Source organism: Cellulomonas pakistanensis (genome assembly GCF_016862755.1).
In the GTDB taxonomy this organism is placed as follows: Bacteria; Actinomycetota; Actinomycetes; order Actinomycetales; family Cellulomonadaceae; genus Cellulomonas; species Cellulomonas pakistanensis.
The window spans coordinates 41,828-62,099 of sequence record NZ_BONO01000010.1 but is presented as its reverse complement, the minus strand read 5'-3'; the positions used below and the strand labels follow the sequence as shown (position 1 = coordinate 62,099).

General features: G+C 75.1%; 21 protein-coding genes. 18 read left to right on the top strand and 3 right to left on the bottom strand.

Annotated elements, in window-relative coordinates:
* Nucleotides 1-84: 84 nt before the first annotated feature.
* Entirely contained in the window at nt 85-501 is a 417-nt protein-coding gene (locus Cpa01nite_RS08275) for a hypothetical protein (RefSeq protein ID WP_203668284.1), read from the top strand.
* 134 nt (nt 502-635) lie between these two features.
* Nucleotides 636-1,031: a hypothetical protein gene (locus Cpa01nite_RS08270; RefSeq protein ID WP_203668283.1), complete on the top strand. Its 396-nt coding sequence runs from the start codon at nt 636-638 to the stop codon at nt 1,029-1,031.
* 86 nt (nt 1,032-1,117) lie between these two features.
* On the opposite strand, the gene Cpa01nite_RS08265 is transcribed toward Cpa01nite_RS08270, so the two are convergent.
* Both Cpa01nite_RS08265 and Cpa01nite_RS08260 read right to left on the bottom strand, forming a co-directional pair.
* Entirely contained in the window at nt 1,118-1,588 is a 471-nt protein-coding gene (locus tag Cpa01nite_RS08265; protein ID WP_203668282.1) for a hypothetical protein, read from the bottom strand.
* Nucleotides 1,589-1,676: 88 nt separating this feature from the next.
* Complete coding sequence (locus Cpa01nite_RS08260; protein WP_203668281.1) at nt 1,677-2,237, bottom strand: SMI1/KNR4 family protein; 561 nt, start codon at nt 2,235-2,237, stop codon at nt 1,677-1,679.
* Nucleotides 2,238-2,750: 513 nt separating this feature from the next.
* Here Cpa01nite_RS08260 and Cpa01nite_RS18850 point away from each other — a divergent pair.
* From Cpa01nite_RS18850 to Cpa01nite_RS08220, 8 genes are all read left to right on the top strand, one after another.
* Entirely contained in the window at nt 2,751-4,406 is a 1,656-nt protein-coding gene (locus tag Cpa01nite_RS18850; protein WP_203668280.1) for an exonuclease domain-containing protein, read from the top strand.
* On the top strand, nt 4,403-5,203 hold the full coding sequence (locus Cpa01nite_RS08250) for a hypothetical protein (protein ID WP_203668279.1): 801 nt from the start codon (nt 4,403-4,405) through the stop codon (nt 5,201-5,203). The genes Cpa01nite_RS18850 and Cpa01nite_RS08250 overlap by 4 nt, the downstream gene beginning before the upstream one ends.
* The gene (locus tag Cpa01nite_RS08245) at nt 5,200-5,592 is read left to right on the top strand and encodes a hypothetical protein (RefSeq protein ID WP_203668278.1); all 393 of its coding nucleotides are present in this window, start codon (nt 5,200-5,202) and stop codon (nt 5,590-5,592) included. The genes Cpa01nite_RS08250 and Cpa01nite_RS08245 overlap by 4 nt, the downstream gene beginning before the upstream one ends.
* A 285-nt stretch (nt 5,593-5,877) precedes the next feature.
* Complete coding sequence (locus Cpa01nite_RS08240) at nt 5,878-6,435, top strand: hypothetical protein (RefSeq protein ID WP_203668277.1); 558 nt, start codon at nt 5,878-5,880, stop codon at nt 6,433-6,435.
* Nucleotides 6,432-6,734, top strand: a complete 303-nt coding sequence (locus Cpa01nite_RS08235; RefSeq protein ID WP_203668276.1) for a DUF6317 family protein — start codon at nt 6,432-6,434, stop codon at nt 6,732-6,734. The genes Cpa01nite_RS08240 and Cpa01nite_RS08235 overlap by 4 nt, the downstream gene beginning before the upstream one ends.
* On the top strand, nt 6,731-8,503 hold the full coding sequence (locus Cpa01nite_RS08230; protein WP_203668275.1) for an alpha/beta hydrolase: 1,773 nt from the start codon (nt 6,731-6,733) through the stop codon (nt 8,501-8,503). The genes Cpa01nite_RS08235 and Cpa01nite_RS08230 overlap by 4 nt, the downstream gene beginning before the upstream one ends.
* Entirely contained in the window at nt 8,500-8,985 is a 486-nt protein-coding gene (locus tag Cpa01nite_RS08225) for a hypothetical protein (protein ID WP_203668274.1), read from the top strand. Before Cpa01nite_RS08230 ends, Cpa01nite_RS08225 begins: the two co-directional genes overlap by 4 nt.
* A gap of 35 nt (nt 8,986-9,020) precedes the next feature.
* Complete coding sequence (locus tag Cpa01nite_RS08220) at nt 9,021-9,479, top strand: acetyltransferase (protein ID WP_203668273.1); 459 nt, start codon at nt 9,021-9,023, stop codon at nt 9,477-9,479.
* Here Cpa01nite_RS08220 and Cpa01nite_RS08215 read toward each other — a convergent pair.
* Nucleotides 9,476-9,658 carry a hypothetical protein gene (locus Cpa01nite_RS08215; protein WP_203668272.1) on the bottom strand — a complete coding sequence of 61 codons (183 nt, stop codon included), beginning with the start codon at nt 9,656-9,658 and terminating at the stop codon, nt 9,476-9,478. The two genes, Cpa01nite_RS08220 and Cpa01nite_RS08215, sit on opposite strands and share 4 nt — an antisense overlap.
* Before the next feature lie 233 nt (nt 9,659-9,891).
* On the opposite strand from Cpa01nite_RS08215, the gene melA reads away from it, so the two are divergent.
* The 8 genes from melA (at nt 9,892) to Cpa01nite_RS08175 (ending at nt 20,247) form a co-directional block, all read left to right on the top strand.
* Nucleotides 9,892-11,211, top strand: a complete 1,320-nt coding sequence (melA, locus tag Cpa01nite_RS08210) for an alpha-galactosidase (RefSeq protein ID WP_203668271.1) — start codon at nt 9,892-9,894, stop codon at nt 11,209-11,211.
* A gap of 129 nt (nt 11,212-11,340) precedes the next feature.
* Entirely contained in the window at nt 11,341-12,567 is a 1,227-nt protein-coding gene (locus Cpa01nite_RS08205) for a Gfo/Idh/MocA family protein (protein WP_203668270.1), read from the top strand.
* 31 nt (nt 12,568-12,598) lie between these two features.
* Nucleotides 12,599-13,894, top strand: a complete 1,296-nt coding sequence (locus Cpa01nite_RS08200) for a D-tagatose-bisphosphate aldolase, class II, non-catalytic subunit (RefSeq protein ID WP_239068631.1) — start codon at nt 12,599-12,601, stop codon at nt 13,892-13,894.
* Nucleotides 13,891-15,057, top strand: coding sequence for an SIS domain-containing protein (locus Cpa01nite_RS08195; protein WP_203668269.1), 1,167 nt, complete (start codon nt 13,891-13,893; stop codon nt 15,055-15,057). Before Cpa01nite_RS08200 ends, Cpa01nite_RS08195 begins: the two co-directional genes overlap by 4 nt.
* Nucleotides 15,058-15,060: 3 nt before the next feature.
* Nucleotides 15,061-16,212 (top strand): N-acetylglucosamine-6-phosphate deacetylase, encoded by a 1,152-nt coding sequence (locus Cpa01nite_RS08190; protein WP_203668268.1) that lies wholly within the window; start codon nt 15,061-15,063, stop codon nt 16,210-16,212.
* Nucleotides 16,209-17,129 (top strand): LLM class flavin-dependent oxidoreductase, encoded by a 921-nt coding sequence (locus tag Cpa01nite_RS08185; RefSeq protein ID WP_203668267.1) that lies wholly within the window; start codon nt 16,209-16,211, stop codon nt 17,127-17,129. The genes Cpa01nite_RS08190 and Cpa01nite_RS08185 overlap by 4 nt, the downstream gene beginning before the upstream one ends.
* Complete coding sequence (locus tag Cpa01nite_RS08180) at nt 17,126-18,967, top strand: DUF4832 domain-containing protein (protein WP_203668266.1); 1,842 nt, start codon at nt 17,126-17,128, stop codon at nt 18,965-18,967. Before Cpa01nite_RS08185 ends, Cpa01nite_RS08180 begins: the two co-directional genes overlap by 4 nt.
* On the top strand, nt 18,967-20,247 hold the full coding sequence (locus Cpa01nite_RS08175) for an MFS transporter (RefSeq protein ID WP_203668265.1): 1,281 nt from the start codon (nt 18,967-18,969) through the stop codon (nt 20,245-20,247). Before Cpa01nite_RS08180 ends, Cpa01nite_RS08175 begins: the two co-directional genes overlap by 1 nt.
* Nucleotides 20,248-20,272 lie beyond the last annotated feature (25 nt).

The window sequence follows — 20,272 nt, the reverse complement described above, 5'->3', positions numbered from 1 at the left end:
AGGATCTGTGCTGGATGTACGCCACGTTGCCGCAATGACAACCGCTCTGACGTGGAGGTCTTGTTCCTACACCGCTGGAGTGACATGACGTCGTACGAGCTCGAGCCCGAGGTCGCCGGAGGCCTCGGACCCGGAACGGAATGGGGCCCCGGTCGTCGTGAGATCACCCGCCTCGACTACGAGTTCGACGACTGGCTCGGCGACGACCTGGTCACGTCCACCCCGGTCACCCTGGCCACCGCCCGTGTGCGTGACGCGATCGTCGACGCCGGGCTGACGGGCGTGGCGTTCGCGCCCGTCATCGTGAGCCGCTCGGACCTGTTCGCCGAGCTCAACGACCGAGAGCTGCCCGAGTGGGCCTGGTTGAGGGCGGTCGGTCACGCCGGCCGGGACGACGCGTGGTCGGGACGCCGCGGCACGCTCACGGTCAGCGATCGAGCACTGGCGCTGCTGCAGCAGTTCACGCTCGACCGCTGCGTCGTCACCCCGATCGCCGACTGATGCGGGATCGACCCGGCGCAGCCCGGCGGCGAGTGACCCCGGCCCGGCCGGGACGGCGTGCCGCCCGGGCATGGCCGTGGGCTGTCGGCTCGGCCGCCATCACCCTGGCCGCGCTGGTCGGGTGGGGCGTCCTAGTGCTGCGCGGAGGGCCGGCTCCGCGACTCGACGCTCTTGAGCGGGAGCCGGTCCTGGAAGCACCCGTCCCGGCCACCCCGCTCGGCACCGCGACCCGTGAGTCCGAGTGGGGGCTCGGCTTCGGCCCGGACGTCGCCGCGTACGTTGCCGCCGTCTCCGAGGTCGACCTGGCTCCGCAGGAGGCGCTCGACGCGTGGTTCTCGGCATACGGCGACCGGTACGGCTCGCCGTACGACAACGGTGCGGAGGTCGCGCCGCTCATCTGGCGGGCGGACGACCGGATCGTCACGGTGCACGCCTCCGAGAAGATCGAGAGCGCGATCGCGGGGGAGCAGCTCCCTGCTCCCACCCCCGGAGCCACGGTTGTCACGGTCACCGTCAGCGGTGCTGAGTAGCGCGAAAGCGCCCATCGTCACTTGCGCCTGCCCGGGGCCGGTGAGCAGCTGTGCGTCCGTCTCGGAACCGACGCCGGCCGTCGGGGTCACCAACTGTCGTAGCCGGAGGCCGGGGCCTCGGGAAGCCCCGACGACTCGACGGGCACGACGCGGCACTGAGCTAGCGGGAACCGCTGCAGCACCGCGAGCATCCGCTCGCTCACCGTCAGGAGCTGCCTGGCGCCGATCCAGGCGTCGTCGCGGGCAGGCGCACCGATGACCTGCATCCACACCCATTCCGGCAGGTCGCCACGGTGGAGCTCGTCGAACCGCTCGCTCCGGGAGACCGCCACCGGGGCGAACCGGATTCCCGTGAGGCCCGCGTCCACCACTGCGTCGCGGACCCGCGCCGTCACCAGGTGCACGGTGATGAACTCGACGAGCTCGTCGCCCAGCCAGCCGTCGAACTCGTACTCCAGCCGCGTGACGAGGTTCGGGGTCATCGATGTGTCGATGACCGTCGCGTCACCGAATCCGCCGGCGACCTCCGGCTCGAGCTGGTACGCGGTCGGCCTCACTCCACCGAGGGTAGGTGAGCGACCTGCTGGTCGGCCGCGCCTCGACGCGGGCGTCGACCATCGGAGCGATGCCGGCTCGGGCGCGGTTTCAGCCGAGCCCCTGGCCGGTCAGCTCGAGGACGTGCGCGAGCGAGCGCTCCTGCAGGACGAGCATCCGGAGCCACCACTCGTAGACGTTGGGCCACCGGTCGATGACCTCGCCGGCGAAGTACAGGACCGGGTGCCCGCCCTCGGTGACGGGGCCGCCCAGCCACACCGCCACGACGTCGGAGTCGTACGGCGAGGCGTGGATCGGCACGAGCCCGGCGCGCGGCGGCCACCCGGCCGTATCTCCTTCCGCGTAGAACATGTCGAGCGACGCGTTCGCGTCCTCCCACAGCGCACCCTGACCGAGCTCGGGGGTGCCGAGCACGGAGCCGCTGAGGAACGCCAGCTCCCACCCGTTCGCCAGCCGGAGCAGCGCCTCGTGCTGGCCATCGAGGGGGTGCCCGAGCCGCTCCACTGCGGCGGCGATGCTCTCGTCGTCGGCACCGAGGCGCGGCACGGACAGGGGGAACGCATCGGGGGCCACCTGCGTCAGCCTCGTCGACGCCTTGACCATCTCGCCGATGAGCGCCTCCCACCACGGGGAGCCGTCGGGCGGTCTCACGGGACGCCTCCATCGACGATCTCGGGGGAGATCCGACCGTCGGGTGCCGACCCGCCGCCCTTGGATGAACGGTGGAACCCGACGTCGTGCGGCGCGGGCGTGCTCGCCCTGCTCTCGCCCGACCCGAGCACCGGTTTCGCCTGCGGCGAGGTCGCACGCCGCCAGTGCTCCTGGGGGGACGGCGACCGCACCGAGGGAAGCGATCCGCGCAGGGCGTACCGGGGTACCGGTCATGGCACCGAGCCTAGGGGGCGCCCGGCCGGGTGCGGAGGGGGAACGGCTCTCATCACCCGTCGGGCCACGAGTTCGCCGACGTCCTTCGGGGCCGTCAGCGCGCCGGGTAAGCCGGCCCGACCGGCGCCGGGACGCCGACGCGCTCCCGGAAGGTGTCGCCCGGGCCGGACGCCGAGGGCGGGCGCGTCCGAACGGGCGACCCGGGACGGAAGCCCTTGTCCCCGCCCACCACCGTCCCGATAGCCTCCGGCGACGACCGACCCGGATCGAGGACGACGCATGGGCATGTGGGACTGGCTGCGGCCACGGAAGCGGACGAGCGCCCCCACGGCGGCGCAGCTGCTCGACCGGACCCGGCCGCCCGTGCCGCCGGCACCGGCACCGGCACCGGCGCCGGCCGCCCCCGCGCCCGTCGCCCCCGCGCCCCGGGCGGTGTTCGCCGTCCTGGACGTCGAGACCACCGGCCTCGCCGCCGCCCGCGACCGCGTCCTCGAGCTGAGCGTCATCCGCTGCGACGCGTCCGGGCGTCCCATCGACGAGTGGTCGTCCCGGTTCAACCCCCAGGGGCCCGTCGGCGCGACGCACATCCACGGCATCACCGCGGCCGACGTGGCGGACGCGCCGCTGTTCGCGGCCGAGGTCGCGGCGGTGGCGAGCCGGCTCTCCGGCCTGGTGCTGGTCGCGCACAACGCCCGGTTCGACCTCGCGTTCCTGCGCGCCGAGTTCGCCCGCGCCGGGTGGGCGATGCCCTGGGCGCCCGCGCTCTGCACGCTCGAGGAGAGCCGTCGGCACCTCCCCTCGCTGGCGCGTCGCCGACTCCCGGACTGCTGCGCGGCCGCGGGCGTGCGGCACCAGGGTGCGCACTCGGCGCTCGGCGACGCCCGCGCGGCCGCCGGCCTCCTGGCGGCGTACCTGGGTGCGCGACGCGGAGGCACCGGGCTCTACGACGCGCTGGTCGCGGAGGCGGCGGGCGTGGCGTGGCCGGAACGCTCGTCCGGCACGGTCCTGCCCGTCGCACCGGTCGGCGTCGTCCCCGAGGCCCGCCGGATCCGCGAGCAGCCTCGCGAGCACCGCCGCCTCGTGCAGCTGCTCGACGACCTCGCGGTGGCGGACGTCGTCCCCGAGGGGGCGCCGGAGGGCACGGCGTCCTACGTCGAGCTGCTGGCGGAGGTCCTGGAGGACGGGGTCCTCACCGACGACGAGGTGGGCGCGCTGGCGGACGTCGCGCAGCTGTGGGAGCTGCCGCAGGACGCCGTGGCGATCGCGCACGAGGCGTTCCTGCTCGCGCTCGCGGACAAGGCGGTCGCCGACGCCCGGGTGACGCAGGCGGAGCGCGCCGAGCTGTACGAGGTGGCCGAGCTGCTCGGCGTGGAGCGGGGCCGGGTGCTCGCCGCGCTCGACGCCGCCGCGGGTCGCCGCGACGCCCGGCAGAGCGAGGGGCTGACGCCGCTGCCCGAGGGCTGGGCACACGGCGAGCCCCTGCGCGTCGGGCAGTCGGTCGTGTTCACGGGCTGCGACGAGGACGTCCGGACGGCGCTCGAGGCCCGGGCGAAGGCTGCGGGCATCCGAGTCTCGGCCAAGGTGTCCGGTCGCACCGCCATGCTCGTCACCGACGGCAGCTTCGCCGGCACCAAGCTCGCGGACGCTCAGCGCCTCGGTACCCGCATCGTCGGGCCGGGGCTGTTCGGCGTCCTGCTCGACCACGTTCAGCCCGCGGCGGCGCGGACGGTCACCGCGACGAAGCACGGGCGGGCGACCTCGGCGGCGCCCGCGCCCGCGGTCGAGCGCGTCGTGGCGGCGCGCGCGGACGTCGCGCCGGCGGTGATCCGCGAGTGGGCGCGGAGCCAGGGGATCGCGGTGAGCGACCGCGGCCGGCTGGCCGCCGACGTCGTCGCCCGGTACCACGACGCGCAGCAGGCTGCGCCGGGCCGGTGATCCGCCGCCGACGCCGCCATCCGCACGCCGACCTCCTCCTCGAGGGCCGCTGGCTGCCGGTCACGCGGTCGATGTCCTTCATCCGGGCCGACCCGCAGACCTGCATCGACGTGTTCGAGAAGCGCACCGGGCACGTGGTGCTGGAGCGCTTCGGCAGCCCGAGGCGCGTGCGGGAGGTCGCGGGCGACGGGATCGAGCAGCTGCTCGCCGCCCTGCTCCCGCTGGACGACGAGGGCCACCGGCACCTGCTCGTGCGGACCGCGAACCCGGACTGGACCGCGGTGTTCACGAACCACTGGCGCGGCGGGCGTTCGCACCTGGCGGCGCAGATGGGGATGGGCGGGCTGCGGGTGGTGACGGCCACCGACGTGCCGCACACGATCAACCTGCTGCGCACGCGCGGTGACTGGGGCGACCGGAGCCTGGTGCTGTGGGAGCCCTGGCCCGAGCGGCAGGTGCGGCACGGCACGGTCGACTGGATGCTCCACCACGTGCAGGCGGGCGTCGGCGACCGCGGGTGGTTCTTCCACGCCGGCTCCGGCTACACGGACGAGCGCCTCGACATCCCCTTCCCGCTCGGAAGGGTCTGGGACGAGCGGGCGCTGCGCGCGGTGCACAAGTTCGACCACGACCACCTCGTCGAGGCCTGCCGGATGCTCGGGCTGCGGCCGTTCGACGCCGACTTCTACGCTCCGGACGCGGCTGGGCTGATCCTGGAGCGCAGCGACCTGCCGGCGCCGGACGAGCGGTCGTACACGCTGGCGCAGGCCCGCGGCGAGGAGCGGGTGGACCGGTGACCGCACGGAAGCACCGGCGGGCCGGCCCGCGCGCCCGAGCCACGGGGGTGAGCGCGTGCGCCCTCGCGGTGGCGCTGCTGGCCGGATGCGTGATCGACCACCCGCGTCCCCGGCTCACCTACGTGAACGACTCCGGCACGACCGTCCTCGTGACCGTGCAGATGGCGGGCGGGGAGCTGACGCGGGAGCAGGAGGTGCCGGCGGGGGACGCGACCGACCTGTCGCTGGCCGAGTGCGAGGACGAGTCCGGTCTGAGCGTCGCGACGCCGGACGGGGCGGTCGTCGGGACGATCGACGGACCGCTCTGCCCCGGCGGCGTCCTGTTCGTCACGGACGGGATGACGCTGGAGTACGACCCGGACGCGCAGAACAGGACGGAGCGTCAGTGATGTCAGCGTCCCGTCCACCAGGAGCCTCTCGGCCCAGGAGACCACGCTCGACTCAACCCTGTCGGTGCGTGCGGGCTGCCACCTCTGGGAGCGACTGCAGGCCGAGGACGAGGGCCGCCCCTCGCCGCTGGACGGCTGAGGCGAACTCGCGTCGTTCCGCCCGGAAGACGTCCCCGGCACGGTCGCCGTCCCGCTGACCTGCAGATCATCGAGCGACGAACCCGGCCGGGTCGGCGACGAGACGACCCACGCGCCGCGACACCCGACTCGCCCTAGAGTGACGCCGTGACCGACCCGCAGGACCCCCTCGCGCAGGCCCCGCTGCTGCGCGTCGTCCACGAGCGTCATCCCGACGTCGACGTCGTCGTCCTGCCGCCCGAGGCGCCGGCGCCCGACCCCGCCGACGCGCCGGTCCCCGTCACCGACGCCGCGCTGGACGCCGAGCGCTCCCGGGTCGAGGCCGTTGCCGCCGGCCTGCTCGCCGCGGCAGCGCCCGCCGCCCCCGTCCCCGCCCCCGACGCCCACCCGGCCCCGCGCACCACCTGGCGCAGCGCCCCGGCGTCCCACGTCGTCCCGGTCGCCGAGGTGCGCCTGCCCATCGACGGCCCCGAGGCCGGCATCGCGGTCGGCCGCGCCTTGTCCGCAAGCCTGCGCGCCGACGGCTGGGACGGCCGCCTCGACCGCGCGGGCGTCACCCCGCTGCTGCTCGCCACGCTCGACGACCGCTCCGTGCGCGTGGCGTGGCTCGACGACGCCGTCCTGGTGACCGTGCGCGGCCGGGACCTCCCCGTCGCGACGGCGACCGCCCGGGCGCTGGTCTCCGGGGCGGAGGACGCCCGGTGAGCGACGACCTGCAGGTCGACCCGTACACCCTCGGGCTGTCCGCCGACGACTGGACCGACCAGGGCTCCCGGGTGCGCACCGCGCGCGACCGGGTCGCCGACGCCACCACCTCCGGCTTCACCCCGGCCGTCGCCGGCGCGGCCGCGTCGTGGACCTCGGCGTGGGGGACCGTCCTCGGCGACGTCGCCGACCGCTCCGAGGAGATCGGCACCCGGCTCCGCGACGCGCAGCAGGCCTACGCCGTCACGGACGTCGCGGCCCAGGACACGTTCCAGAGCTGGCTGGGGGGCACCCCGTGACCACGGTGACCATCGACATCCCGGCCGCGATCGACGCGATCCCCGCCGTGGAGGGCGACCCCGCCGTCGTGGCCGCGTTCGCCCAGGACCTGCTCGCCAGCGCGGTCAACCTGGACGACCTCGACGCGTTCGCGTTGGACTCCTCGACCCTCGACGGCTGGACCGGCGACGCCGCGACCGCCTACGGCCGGCACGTCCGGGCCGCCGGCGCCGACGCCCAGGCGATGGGGGTCGCCCTGCGCCAGGTCTCGCGCGCGGCCGACGACCACGCCGACGCGCTCACCGACCTGCTCCGGAGGCGCACCGACCTCGTCGAGGCCCGGTCGTCGTACCACGAGGCCCGCGAGGACCTGGACGCCGACATCCGGTCCGCGGGGGAGGTCGACGACGCCGCGATCGCGGAGCTGCAGGCGCGGGCGGCGGCGCTCGCCACCCGGCGGGACGGCGTGGTCGCCGACGTCGACGCGCTGGTGCGCGACCTCGGGACCGCCGAGCGCGCGATGCTCGACGCGTTCTCCTCCTACTCGACGCTCGCGCAGGCGCGCGCCGCGGTGTCCGGGCAGATCGACCTCGCCGACGACGCGCTCGGCCGGCCGGGGTCGCCGTCGCAGGGCGGCACCCCGGAGCAGGTCGCCGCGTGGTGGGACTCGCTGACCGAGGAGGAGCAGTACGCCGTCTTCGCGGCCCGCCCCGAGCTCGTCGGCAACACCGACGGCATCCCGGCGCTCGCCCGGGACCAGGCCAACCGCCTGCTGCTCGAGACCGACCTCGAGGCGATGGAGCTCCGCGAGCAGCGCGGCGAGCGGCTGTTCGAGGACTACCAGGCCCTCGACAACGCGCGCGCCGCGCAAGCAGCGCTGGACGAGGGCGCGCAGAGGGTCGACCCGGTCACCGGCGAGCCGCTGGTGCCCCTGCTGCACCTGTACGACGCCACCGCGTTCGGCGGCGACGGGAAGGTCGCCATCGCGTTCGGCGACCCCGACACCGCCGACCACGTGTCCGTGATGGTCCCCGGCCTGACCAGCCGCGGCACCGAGGCCGGCGGGAACGCCGACGCCGCCTACAACATCTACGAGTCCGCCCGGCTCTCGGACCCGCACTCGACCGCCTCGTCGATCATGTGGATCGGCTACGACGCCCCCAGCGACTGGGACTCCGCCACCGTCGCCGGCGAAGGGCGCGCGGAGGAGGGCGGCGAGCTGCTGTCGCGGTACATCGACGGCCTGCGCGCGTCGCGCGACGGCAGCCCCGCGCACCTCACGGTCATCGGGCACAGCTACGGCTCGACCACCACCGCGCACGGCGCGACCGACCACGGTCTCGCCGCCGACGACATCGTGCTGGTCGGCAGCCCGGGTGCCGGCGGCGGCGTCGAGCACGCCTCCGAGCTCGGCGTCGGCGCCGACCACGTGTGGGCGGGCAACAACAGCCGCGACCTGGTCGCCGCCCTCGCCGACGACGGCTGGGTCGGCGGCTGGATGCTCGGCGGCGCCGGCCTCGGCAACGACATCGTCGAGGACGACTTCGGCGCCAACCGGTTCCAGGCCGAGTCGACCACCCGCGCGGACGTGATGCGCAACTTCGGCGACCACACCAAGTACTTCGACCCGGACACCGAGTCCCTGTACAACATCGGGCAGATCGTCGTCGGCGACTACGACGAGGTCCTCGCGGCCGAGCACTCGTACGACCCCTGGTACGACGGCCCCGTCGACCCGGAGGCGACCCGCGACCCGCGGGCGCTCGACGACAGGAGGCCGGAGTGGTGAGCCGTCGCGTGCAGGTGGCCGCGGCGGTCGCCGCGCTGTCCGCCCTCGCCCTGTCCGGCTGCGGAGGTGGGGGAGGGGCGTCCGCGGACGACCTCGACGCCAGCCGCGACGAGGTGCTCGACGCCGCGCGGCAGGTGCTGCCCGGCGTCCTCGACGCGCTCGGCGCGGAGGTCCAGGACTCCTACGGCGAGTTCGATGCGGGCGGCGACGGCATCGTCGACCGCCGGCGCTACAGCGTCACCGTGATCGCCGTCGGTGCGCAGGGGGACACCGACGACCTCGTCGCCGCCCTCGAGGACGCCGGCGTCACCGACGTCCAGGTGAACCCGATCGGCGGCGCCGCCGGCCAGCGGGACGGCCTCGACGTCTCCGGCTCCGACCCGAGCGGCCGGGACATGAGCGTGAGCGTCAGCGGCCCGTACCTCGAGGTCGCCGACGGCGTGCCGCGCGACGCGGCCCGCGAGGACGTCGACCTGGGCTGACGGGCGCCCGCCCCGCCCACCCGGAAGGAGCTCCCGTGCCCCCCGTGCAGATCCGGCCCTCGACCGGGCCCGCGGAGTACCCCGCGCTCGTGGCGATCTGGCGCAGCGCCGTCGACGCGACGCACGACTTCCTCGCCCCGGCGCACCGGGACGCGATCGAGGCCGCCCTGGCGTCCGACTACCTCCCGGCGGTGCTGCTCACGGTCGCGGAGGTCGACGGTCGACCCGCGGGGTTCTCGGGCGTCCTCGACGGGACGCTGGAGATGCTGTTCGTGGACGCGGCGCGACGGGGGAGCGGGATCGGCTCGGCGCTCCTCGAGCACGCGGTCGAGGAGCACGGCGTCACCGCCGTCGACGTGAACGAGCAGAACGTCGGGGCCGCGGGCTTCTACGCCCGCCACGGGTTCGAGGTCGTGGGCCGGAGCGAGACCGACGAGGCCGGGCGTCCGTACCCGGTGCTCCACCTCAGGCTCCGCGGGGCGGACGCGACCTAGCCGCCGACGAGGCCCCGCACCACGCGGCTCACCGGGATCGCCCGCGCCCCGAGCACCACCTGGAACTGCCCGGCCTGCGTCGCCACCATGACCACGCCGGGCACGCCCCGGACGCCCGGCTCGTCCACGACCGCGGCGTCCCGCAGCACGAACCGCGGCCGCACCGCGCACGCCGTCACCGCCGCCACACTGGCCCCGGCGACCGCCTGCTGCTGCCGGACGACTGGTACGCCGAGGTGATCCGGACGAACGGCAGCAACGTGGCGGGGTAGGCGCCCTCGTCGCGGGAGGCCGGGCCGTCGGGACGACCGGCCCGGCCTCGGCCTCCACGGTAAGTGCGCGATCGTGAGCGAAAACAGCAGATCGCGTCAGATCCTTGCATCAAGCCGCCCCGCGCCACGAGGATGGCCGCATGACTCGCATCACGTTCCTCGGCGCCGGATCCGCCGTGTTCACCCGCCAGCTGCTCGTCGACATCCTGCGCTACGACGACCTCCCCGAGCTCGAGATCGCCCTGCAGGACATCGACCCCGACCGCCTGGAGATCGCCCGCGGCACCGCGGAGCACGTCGCGCAGCGCCTGGGCAAGCCGGTGCGGGTGACGGCCTCGCGGGACCGCCGCGAGATGCTCGCGGGCGCGACGGCGGTCGTGATCATGATCCAGGTCGGCGGCGTGGATGGGACGCGCAAGGACCTGGAGATCCCCGCGCGGCACGGCCTGCGCCAGACCATCGGGGACACGACCGGCGTCGGCGGTGTGTTCCGCGGGCTGCGGACCTTCCCGGTCATCTCCGAGATCGCCCGCGACGTGCGCGAGGTATGCCCCGACGCGTGGGTGCTGAACTACACGAACCCGATGACGCTGAACGTGTGGTGGTGGTCCGTCGTCGCCCCGGAGGTCAAGGTCGTCGGGCTGTGCCACTCCGTCTACTGGACGGCGAACGACCTGTCGGAGCTGGTCGGCGTCCCGTTCGACGAGGTCCAGTACGCCGCGGCGGGCGTGAACCACCAGGCGTGGCTGACCGAGTGGTCGCGCGACGGCGAGAGCCTGTACCCGCTGCTCGAGGCGAAGCTCGCGGAGGACCCCGAGCTGCTGCGCCGGGTGCGCGTCGAGATGTACCGCCGGATCGGGTACTACCCCACGGAGACCTCGGAGCACTCCTCGGAGTACCTGCCCTGGTTCCTGCGCTCCGACGAGCAGGTGGCGAGGTACCGGCTGGAGCCGCTCGTGTACCTCGACATCTCGGAGAAGAACCTCGCCGAGGTGGAGCAGGTGCGGCGGCAGCTGGCCGCCGGCGAGCCGCTCGACCTGCCCGACGAGGGCGCCGCGGAGTACGCGCCGCAGATCATCCACTCCCTGCTCACTGGCACCGAGCGGAGGATCCACGTCAACGTGCCGAACGCGGGCTACATCGACAACCTCCCGCAGGGCGCGGTCGTCGAGGTGCCGGCCGTCGTCGACGGGGACGGGGTGCGCCCCGTCGCGGTGGGGTCGATCCCGACCGCCGGCGCGGCGCTCAACCGGACGATGCTGTCCGTCGCCGAGCTGACCGTGCAGGCGGCGCTCACCGGCGACCCGCGCGCGGTGCGGCAGGCCGTCCTGGTGGACGGCAACGCGTCGGCGACCCTCACACCGGAGCAGATCTGGGCGTTGTGCGACGAGCTGACCGAGGCGCACCGCGCGTACCTGCCGCGCGCCCTCGGCGGCGAGGTCGACCTCGTCCTGCCGTAGCCCCGACGCCCCGGCCGGATCGACGACGGCGCCGCCCACCCGGGCGGCGCCGTCGTCGCGTGTGCCCCCGCGGCACGCCCCCGCCCAGGGGTGTTCCCTTCCGGCCTTCCTTCTGCCTACACTCACATCATGAGCGAAACACCGGTGATTCGATCAGAAGTGAGCATCGGCAGCGGATCGCAGGGTCTGCGGGTCGCCGTGATCGGCGTGGGCGCTCGCTCCTCGATCGCGCACCACGTCGGCACCGTCCGCCCCGGCTCGGTCGTCGTCGCCGCGGCCGACACCCACCCCGCGGGCCGCGAGCGCGCCCGGGCCTCGTTCGGCGACGTCGCCGTCTACGACGACCCGGCGCGGCTCATCGAGGCCGGCGGGTTCGACATCGCGATCGTGACGTCGCCCGACGACACGCACGCCGCGATCGCCGTGCAGCTGCTGCGCGCCGGGATCCCCGCGTACATCGAGAAGCCGCTCGCCATCACCGTCGAGGACGCGGACGCCGTGCTCGCGGCCGCCGCCGAGACCGGGACCCCGCTCTACATCGGGCACAACCTGCGGCACGCGGCCTTCGTCAAGGTGATGCGGGGCGTCATCGAGCGGGGCGAGATCGGCGAGGTCAAGTCGATCTGGGTGCGCCACTTCGTGGGCAACGGCGGCGACTACTACTTCAAGGACTGGCACGCCGACCGCTCGCGGGCGAACACCCTGCTGCTGCAGAAGGCCAGCCACGACATCGACATCGTCCACTACCTCGCGCACGGGTACACCCGGCGGGTCGTGGGGATGGGCGACCTCATGGTCTACGGCGACGTCACCGACCGCCGGGACCGCTCGGGCGAGCTCATGCCCGACTGGTTCTCCCTGGACAACTGGCCGCCGGCGGCGGCGACGGGGCTCAACCCCGTGGTCGACGTCGAGGACGTCTCGATGATGATGATGACCCTCGACAACGGGGTCATGGCCAGCTACCAGCAGTGCCACTTCACGCCGGACTACTGGCGGAACTACACGGTGATCGGCACCGAGGGCCGGCTGGAGAACTTCGGGGACACCGGCGACGCGGTCGTCCGGGTGTGGAACCGCCGGCACGAGTGGCAGCTCGCCGGCGACGCGGAGTACCCGGTCGGCGGCGTCGACAGCGGGCACGCGGACGCCGACCTGGAGTCGATGCGCGAGTTCCTCGACCACGTCCTCGACGGCGCGCCGACGGTCGTCTCGCCGCTGGCCGCCCGCGAGGCCGTCGCCGCCGGGGCGCTCGCGGCCGCGTCGCTCCGGGACGGCTCGCGCCCGGTCGACGTGCCCGAGCTCCCCGCCCACGTCGTCGACCACTTCCGCCGCCTCGCCGCGCCGGGCGCCTGACTCCCCAGCCCCGATCGAAGGAACAGCACTGATGAGCCTGAAGCTGCTCGACATGGTTCGAGCCCACAAGTCCGGCACCCCGGTGGGGATCGCCGCGGTGTGCTCGGCGCACCCGCTGGTGCTCCGCGCCGCGATCGCCCAGGCGGTGGCGGACGGGACGCCGGTCCTGATCGAGGCCACGAGCAACCAGGTCGACCAGTTCGGCGGGTACACCGGGATGCGGCCGGCGGACTTCCGCGAGCTCTGCCTCGCGATCGCCGCCGAGGAGGGGCTGCCGGCCGACCGGCTCATCCTCGGCGGGGACCACCTGGGCCCGAACCGGTGGCAGTCCGAGCCCGCCGAGCAGGCGATGGCGAAGGCGCTCGACCTGGTCGCCGCCTACGTCGCCGCCGGCTACGAGAAGATCCACCTCGACTGCTCGATGGCCTGCGCCGACGACACCCTGCCGCTGTCGGACGAGGTGGTCGCGGAGCGCGCCGCGCGGATGCTCGCGGTCGCCGAGCGCACGGCGGCCGAGGCAGGCCTGGCGCACCGCCCGGTCTACGTCATCGGCACCGAGGTGCCGGTGCCCGGCGGCGCGCACGAGGAGCTCGCCGAGCTCACGGCCACCTCGCCGGAGGCGGCCCGCGCGACGATCGCCGCCCACCGGAGCGCGTTCGCGGAGCACGGGGTGCTCGACGCGTGGGACCGGGTGATCGCGCTCGTGGTCCAGCCCGGCGTCGAGTTCGACCACCTGCGCGTGATCCCGTACGACCGCAGCAAGACCGTCGCGCTGCGCACCGTGCTGGACGACGAGCCGACGATGCTGTTCGAGGCGCACTCGACGGACTACCAGCTCCCGGAGCACCTGCGCGAGCTGGTCGAGGACCACTGGTTCGTGATCAAGGTCGGGCCCGGCCTGACGTTCAACCTCCGCGAGGGGCTGTTCGCGCTGTCCCACATCGAGGACGAGCTGGTCCCCGCCGAGCGGCGGTCCGGCCTGCGCGCCGTGATCGAGTCGACGATGGTCGCGGACCCGGGCCGGTGGAGCGCGTACTACGAGGGCGACGAGAGCGCGCAGCGCATCCAGCGCCGCTACTCCTACTCCGACCGCCTGCGCTACTACCTGCCCGACGCGGCCGTCGAGGCCGCCCAGGAGCGGCTGCTCGACAACCTCGCGCAGATCGAGATCCCGCTGCCGCTCATCAGCCAGTACCTGCCCGCGCAGTACGACCGGGTGCTGCGGGGGGAGCTCGCGAGCGACCCCCGCGCGCTCGTGATGGACCGGGTGAAGGACGCCCTCCGCCCGTACGCATTCGCCTGCAACCCCCAGGAGGTCGGTGCATGACCGCGCCGTTCACCGAGCTGTTCGCCCCGCTCGACGTGGAGGGATCCGCCCACACGGCCCGCGAGATCGCGCAGCAGCCGGCCGTGTGGCGCAAGGTCGCCGACGTCATCAGCTCCGCCCGCGCCGAGATCGACGCGAAGATCGCCCCGCTGCTCGCGCGGGAGGACCTGCGCATCGTGTTCACCGGGGCCGGCACGTCCGCCTACGTGGGCGACACGATCGCCCCCGCGCTCGGCGAGCTCCGCGGCCTGGTCGCGGACGCCGTGCCGACCACGGACATCGTGTCGAACCCGCGGGCCGCCTTCGTGGGGGACCGGCCGACGCTCCTCGTGTCGTTCGCGCGCTCCGGCAACAGCCCGGAGTCGGTGGCGGCGACGGAGCTCGCCGACCGGTTCCTCACGGAGGTGCACCACCTGATCATCACGTGCAACGCCGAGGGCGGCCTCGCCGTCGCGCACGCGGACCGGGAGCGCTCGACGGTCCTCCTGCTGCCGCCCGAGACGAACGACCAGTCGTTCGCGATGACCTCGAGCTTCTCGTCGATGCTGCTGTCCGGGTGGCTCATCACCTCCGGGGCCGACGACGCGGAGGTGCGGGCCACGTGCGCGCAGGTGGCCGCGGCGGGCGAGGCGCTGCTCGCGGAGCGGGTGGGCGAGATCGAGAAGCTCGCGTTCAACGCGCCGGGGCGGATCGTCTACCTCGGCTCGGGCCCGCTCGCGGGCGCCGCGAACGAGGCCGGCCTGAAGATCCTCGAGCTCACGGCGGGCAAGGTCGTCCCGTGGTCGGACTCGTCGCTCGGGTTCCGGCACGGGCCGAAGGCGGTGCTCGACCCGACGACGCTCGCGGTCGTCCTGGTCTCCGGCGACCCCTACACCCGCCGGTACGACCTGGACATCGCGCGCGAGCTGGCCGCCGCCGTCCCGGACGGGCGGCTGCTGGTCCTGTCGGCCGACCCGGTCGAGCTCGCCGGGGTCGTGAGCTGGTCCTTCCCGGAGCTCGCCGGCGCGGGTGACGTGGCCACGGCGCTGGTGGCGGTGCTGGTCGCGCAGATCGTCGCGCTGTTCTCGTCGGTCGGCGTCGGCTGCACCCCCGACAACCCGTTCCCCGGCGGCAGCGTCAACCGGGTGGTCCAGGGCGTCGTCATCCACCCGCTGGAGGGCTGACCGGTGCCGGCCGCGGCCGCCCCGGTGACGCTCGTCGCCGACGGCGTCGTGCGGGGCGCGTCCGTGGCGGGCCCCGGCTGGGTCCGCGTGGTCGACGGCCGGATCGCGGCGACCGGCGACGGCCCGCCGCCGTCGGACCTGCCCGGCGCGCCGGGGGAGCAGGTGCGGGTCGCCGGCGTGCTCGCCCCGGGGTTCGTCGACATCCACCACCACGGCGCGCTCGGGCACGACTACGGCTCGGCGTCGGCCGAGGACGCCGTCGCCGCGGCGGACCACCACCGCCGCCGCGGGTCGACGACGCTCTGCGCCTCGGTCGCCACGGCCCCGCTCGCGGTGCTGGAGGAGCGAGTCGACCTGCTGAGCGGGCTGGTGGCCGACGGCGTGTTCGCCGGGATCCACCTGGAGGGCCCGTACCTCGACGCCGGCCACCGGGGGTGCCACGCGCCCGACCTGCTGCGCCCGCCGTCGGTCGCCGAGCTGCGCCGGCTGGTCGGCGCCGCGCGGGGCGCGCTGCGCATGGTGACGCTCGCCCCGGAGCTCCCGGGCGCCGGCGACGCCATCCGGTACCTGGTGGCCGAGGGCGTCACGGTGGCCGTCGGCCACACGTCGTGCACCGCGGGCCAGGCCCGGGCGGCGTTCGACGCCGGCGCGACCGTGCTCACCCACGCGTTCAACGGGATGCCGCCGCTGCACCACCGCGAGCCGGGCCCGCTCGGCGCGGCGCTGTTCGACGAGCGGGTGACGATCGAGCTCATCCTCGACGGGCACCACGTCGCGCCCGAGCCCGCGCGGGTGCTCGCCGCCGTGGCGCCGGGACGGCTCGCGCTGATCTCGGACGCGATGGCGGCCACCGGCCTGGGTGACGGCGCGTACGCGATCGGCGGCAGCGACGTCGTGGTCACGGGCTCCGTGGCCCGCGCGACCTCGAACGGGTCGCTGGCCGGCAGCACGATCGCCGTCGCGGACGCGTTCGCCGCGGCGGTCGGGGTGCTCGGCCTGGACGTGGCCGCCGCCGTGGCCTGCGCGTCCGCGACGCCCGCGCGGGCGCTGGGCCTGGCGGAGCCCCGGATCGCCGCCGGCGCGCCGGCCGACCTGGTGGCGGTCGAGGGTGGCCGGGTCACGCGGGTGCTGCGCGCGGGCCGGTTCGTCGCGTGACCGGGACCCGCCCGGCCGCCGGGCCCGCCGCGCCCGCCGACGCCCCCGCCGCCGGCGCCGACGCCGTCACCCTCGCCGTCGTCGCGACGCCCGAGCTGCCGACCCGCGAGCTCCCCGCGGTCGCCGAGGCGGCCGAGGCCTCGGGGCTGGCGGAGCTGTGGCTGTGGGAGGACGTCTACCGGCAGTCCGCGGTCGCCCAGGCGGGCGCGGTGCTGGGCGCGACCGAGCGCCTGCGGGTCGGCCTGGGCGTGCTGCCCGTGCCGCTGCGCAACGCGGTGCTCGCGGCGATGGACGTCGCCACGCTGGCGGAGCTGTTCCCCGGGCGCCTGACCCCCGGGATCGGCCACGGCGTCCAGACCTGGATGGGCGAGGTCGGCGCGCGGGTCGCCTCGCCGCTCACCCTGCTGCGGGAGCACGCCGCGGTGCTGCGCCCGCTGCTGCACGGGGAGCCGGTGTCGGTCGAGGGCCGCTACGTCGCGGTCCAGGACGCCCGGCTCGTCTGGCCGCCGGCGGCTGCACCGCCGCTGTACGTCGGGGCGCACGGCCCGCGGACCCTGCGCCTGGCCGGCGAGGTCGGCGACGGCGTGATCCTGCAGCTGGGCGTCTCGCCCGACGACACGCGCGCGGCGCTGGGCACCGTCGCCGAGGGGCACGCGGCGCGCGACCACCGCGGGTGGTTCGGCGCCTGCGTGTACGTCGGCGTCGACGCCGCCCTGCGCGCCGCGGGCCCCGAGCGGGTCGCCGCGCACCTGCGGCGGTGGGTCGACGCCGGGGCGACGACGGTCGCGGTCGTCCCCGTGCTCCCCGACGGCACCCCCGACATGGCCGACGCCGCGGGCGCGGCGGCCTGGCTCGGGTCGGAGGTCCGGCCGCTGCTGGCCGCCGGACCGGGCGACTCCGCCCGGGGTCGGCCGTGAGGGTCGCCCAGGACCTGGACTACACCGAGGACCCGGTCGACGTCCCCAACCCCGACCGCGGGGCGTACCGCGGCCGCTGGCAGTGGGTGCCGACGCGGTTCGGGGCGACGCCCGAGGTGGACCGCCGGGTGCCGCGCGCGCCCCGCACCGGCGGCTACCAGGGCGCGACGCTCGTGGCGCCCGGCGTCGTGGGGGTCGTCGACGGCGACGACCTCGAGCCCACCGAGTTCTTCGACGGCACCGACCGCAGCCCGCACTACGTCGGCGGCACCGGCGTCGTCGCCGAGCCGGCCGTCGCGTTCCTGGGCTTCGACCTGTGCGAGTTCTCGTCGAACGCGTTCCTGACCCGCGCGGGCGGGCGGGCGTTCGACGCCGAGCGGGCCGCCGCCGGCGGCGTGGCCACGCCGGAGATGTTCCGCGGCCGGACCGGGCGGACCGGCCCGCTGACGTCGTACGCCCTCGACGTGGTCCGCGGCGCCCTGCGGCGCGTGCGCGAGGGCGAGGGCACCGCGCTGGTGAAGTTCTCCTACGACGGCAACGGCTTCGCGTTCCTCGAGGGCGGGCCGGACGAGCACCTGATCTGGGCTCCCGAGCCCACGCAGGTCACGGCGAACAACCCCTCGGCGGCCTGCGACGTCCCGGGGCACACCGAGAAGTCCTGGATCGAGTACCACCTCTGGCAGCTGGCGCCGGTGCTGCACGAGTTCGAGGACGTGATCACCTGCGTCAAGACGGGGATGCTCGGTCCCTGGGGCGAGCAGCACTCCTCGCCGCAGGCGCAGGACCCCGCCGCGTACGTCGCGCTGCTCGACGCCTGCCTCGCGGCGGTCCCGGCGAGCCGGCCGCTGCTCACCCACGTCGGTGGCTACCTGGCCTGGCACAACGCGACCCACGGCACGCGGCTCACGTTCGGCCACCTGGACGCCCTCCCGGCGCCGGCGCCCGGCACCCCGGAGGCGCGGTTCGGCTTCTTCCACGACAGCTACGCGGCCGGCTGGTCCGAGGACGGCTGGACCGACCACGGCTCGCTCGCCGAGGGGAGCGGGATGCTGGTCGCGCCCGGGGCCCCGACCGGCTTCGACCGCGACTCCGTCACCGCCTGGGTGGGGCGGCAGGGGAGCGTCGTCCAGGGCGAGGGCGGCCTCGCCCCGAACGTGTGCTCGCGGCTGCCCGGCGCGATCCTGGAGGCGCAGCGCCTCGGGACCACCCTGCTCAACCTGCGGCACGGCGACTACCGGACGTGGAACGACGTGCGGTACACCGAGGACCTGGTCACCGCGCCCGTGACGCTGCCCGGCCCGGGCGACGGCGCCGATCCGCCGTACACCGGGCGCACGGCGCGGGCCGTCTTCGACCCGGTGTACGCGGGGCGGACCGGGCTGGAGTACCTGCGCGACCGCCTCGGCTACCGGCTGCTGCTGCGCTCGTCCGAGGTGTCCGACGTCGTCGACGCCCGGACGGGCGTCCTCGCGCTCGCCGGCCACGTGCAGAACGTCGGCTTCGGCCCGGTGGTCAACGCCAAGCAGGTGCGGGTGCTGCTCCGCGCGGTCGGCGGGGCGGCCCGGTTCGCGGCGCCGACCGACCTGGACGTGCGGGCCTGGCGCCCGGCGGCGGACGGCGACAACCGGCCGGGCAACACCACCGCCTGGCACGCGTTCGCGGTCGAGGTCCCGATGTCCGGCTTCGGCGAGGTCCCGGCGGGGAAGTACGACGTGCTGCTGCGGATCGCGGACCCGAAGGAGACCAGCGACCGCCGCCGCGGCGTCCGGTTCGCGAACCGCGGGACGTGGGTCGCCGAGCTCGGCGCCAACCGCGTCGGGCGGGTCGTGGTCCGCTGATGGCGCAGGACACGACCGACGTCGCCTACGGCGGCCCGGGTGCGGTGCGGCGCAACGCGCTGCTGTTCTTCCTGGACGGGGTGACCTTCCAGCCGTCGGTCGCGCTGCTGTCGATGACCGCCGTCATCCCGCTGCTCCTGGAGCACCTGCGGGCGTCCACCACGCAGTTCGCGATCGCCACGAGCGTCGTGTCGCTGGGCACGTTCGTCTCGCAGCCGTACTTCGTGTCGCTGTGCTCGCGGTCGCGGCGGATGGCGCGGACGTTCGCGGTCGTCCTGCTGGTCCAGCGCGGGCTGTTCCTGGCGTTCGTCCTCGCGATGCCGCTGCTCGCCGACCACGCCGGCCTGATGACGTGGCTGTTCCTCGCGTCCTGGACGGTGTTCAACGTGCTCGCCGGGTCCGGCACGCTGTTCAACGTGCCGCTGGTGCTCAAGCTGCTGCCGCCGACGCGGCGCGCGGGGCTGCGCGGCGTGGGCGTGGCGGTCGGGAGCGTGATCGCGCTCGGGGCGGCGGCCCTGATCCCCGTCGTGATCGAGCGGGTCGCCTACCCGTGGAGCTACATGGTGCTGTTCGGCGTCGGGCTCGCGTTCCTGTTCGCCAACGCGGCGGGGTTCTGGTTCATGCGCGAGCACGACGACCCGGAGCCGCGGGTGCCGATGCGGGTCACCGAGTACCTCCGGGACGTGCCGCGCACGCTGAGCCGGGACGCGACGTTCCGCGCCATGGTGACGTCGTGCGTGTTCCTGGTGGTGGCGAACTCGCTGCTGCCCTTCTACACGCTGCACGCCATCCGGACGTTCGGGGCGAGCGAGGAGCACGTCGCGCTGCTCGCGTCGCTGGCGATCGTCACCGGGGTCGCCGTGAACCTGGGGTTCGGCTTCGTCATCGACCGCCGCGGCGCGGTGGCGCTGTCGCCGGTGGCCGCCGCCGCGGCGACCGCGGCCGGGGTGGTGGGGCTGGTCAGCGGCTCGCTCGGCGGCCTGACCGTCGCGTGGGTGCTCGCCAACGTCGGCGCCACCTGCTACCTGAAGACCACGATGCTCATGCTCGGCGACGTGAGCCCGAGCGGCCGGGCGCCGTCCTACGTCGGGACCCTGTTCGCGATCTCGATGCTGGTGTCGTCCGTCGCGGTGCTCGCGCTCGCGCCGCTGCTCGACGCCCTCGGGTTCACGGCGCTGTTCGTCCTCGCCGGCGGCTGCGGGGCGGCCGGGTGGTACGTCAACGTGCGGGTGTTCCAGCCGCGGCTGGCGGCGTCCCGGGCGGAGCGGCTGCGGCCCTGACGGCCCCGGCGCGCGCCGCCCCGCC